The organism is Pseudoalteromonas sp. SG43-3 (assembly GCF_014164385.1).
Lineage (GTDB): Bacteria > Pseudomonadota > Gammaproteobacteria > Enterobacterales > Alteromonadaceae > Pseudoalteromonas > Pseudoalteromonas distincta.
In genome coordinates this window covers 1-1,579 of the sequence record NZ_JACJFC010000053.1, presented here as the reverse complement: position 1 = coordinate 1,579, position 1,579 = coordinate 1, and the positions used below count along the sequence as shown (strand labels likewise).

Below are 1,579 nucleotides of genomic sequence, written 5' to 3'. Positions count from 1 at the left end.
GTGCCATAAGCGGACACTCATAACCTTAGTCACTTGTTAAGTGTTCTTTTCTGGGGCGAAGGTAAATATTATATTTTGTACTACTTTCTTGTCTGCTTCACTTAGGTACGAAATATCAAACGGTTCCGAAGATTTAATGGCTTTTAACGCTTCTTTTTCTAGCTCTTTTTGGCCCGTAGAACGCACGATTTTAGAAAACTTTAGATAACCATTATCATCAATATTTATATGCACTTGCACTTTGTGACCGAAACAAGTTTCGCAAACAAATAAATGTGATTCAATTAGGCTCTTATTCTTACTGACCCACTTTGGAACATCAGATTTTTCATTAAAATCTGCAGCCTTTCTAGTTGAAATTTTTTCTCCAGGTAATTCATGCTGAATAGTTGAAGTGCAGCCCACCATGAGCAAAACAAGATAAAGTTTGACTAGATATTTCATAATTTCCTAGAGCATATAGGATGTTTATAGCGAGCGAATCGCACGTTCTTCTACCACAGCGTCGCTCGTTTATCTTAATTACCCACTTGTAACAAACTTCTTAACTATTTGCCAGCACTACCAAAATACAGTAGTTCTGGTTTTTACTTCAGGACAAAAACGAGCGATTCGGTCGTTTTCTTGACTATGCAGGCAATATATATTTTGACGAAATTGAAAAGTAACTGCTAACGACCGCTTATCGCTCTTTGCCGAAGTTCGGCTCAGTGCCAAGAGCAGACATTGGTAACTGCCGCGTAGTTTTGATGTCCTAGGGAGCCTGCGAGCGCCTTGATGCGTTTGTTATATGCCAAACTCTCTCAATTTTCTATCTAGAACCAGTCCAATATCAGCTAAAATGCCATCATGCTCGTAGTCAAGAAAAATTCTCACATCGTCGCGATCACCATTGGCATCAACTCTTGGTATGCAAAAGCCACGTGAGCACTCATTAGGGTTTACTACATCTCTCTCTTCACTACCATAGTATGAGTGAACATAGTGAATATTTGGCATTGATATATCCATCATGACTAAATGATCGTTTCCCCTTGGAGCATCAACACTCCTATGAGCAGAGTATTTCATTCTCAAAGGAATAATTTTAAGAATATTAGGCATTTCTGAGTCAACCACTTTTATGAAATCAGATTTAAAAAAGTAATAGATTTGACCTAATCTGTTCAGATACGCAACTACCTCATGAAACCAAAAAGGTTGCTCCCTCACTTTTGTCTGCGCCATATAGTTATCAAAGTGGTATTCCAGTCCCTGAACCATAGTTTTAACACCAGAAACCTGCTTGTAGTGCACTTCATAATCTTTTAATTGATCGAGTTTGTGAAGAATGCTGTTGATCATGAACCACTCCCTGAGTTTCCCTTGGCATATAACACTTTATAAGAGAACATCTTACCTATTTTAGCGCGAAAACGTCCTTATTTTATGAACTTATATTAATAGCAAATAATGAAAACTATTTGTAGCTATAAATATTATTCTTTCTGTGGCATATATAAACATGTAAAAAAGAGGAACGTTTCCTCTTATTCTGACTAAGTTAATGACGACTCACCTGACTGACCGCTTATCGCTC

Annotated in this window: 2 protein-coding genes; both read right to left on the bottom strand. The window is 37.5% G+C overall.

What is annotated here, in order from left to right:
• Positions 1-36: 36 nt before the first annotated feature.
• Entirely contained in the window at positions 37-444 is a 408-nt protein-coding gene (locus H5157_RS20510; protein ID WP_024598543.1) for an energy transducer TonB, read from the bottom strand.
• A 342-nt stretch (positions 445-786) separates the two neighbouring features.
• The gene (locus H5157_RS20505; protein WP_039036690.1) at positions 787-1,344 is read right to left on the bottom strand and encodes a hypothetical protein; all 558 of its coding nucleotides are present in this window, start codon (positions 1,342-1,344) and stop codon (positions 787-789) included.
• Positions 1,345-1,579: the final 235 nt, after the last annotated feature.

Coding starts and splice junctions, on each gene's coding strand:
- H5157_RS20505 (WP_039036690.1), bottom strand. CDS start 1,344: ATGATCAACAGCATTCTTCACAAACTCGATCAATTAAAAGATTATGAA.
- H5157_RS20510 (WP_024598543.1), bottom strand. CDS start 444: ATGAAATATCTAGTCAAACTTTATCTTGTTTTGCTCATGGTGGGCTGC.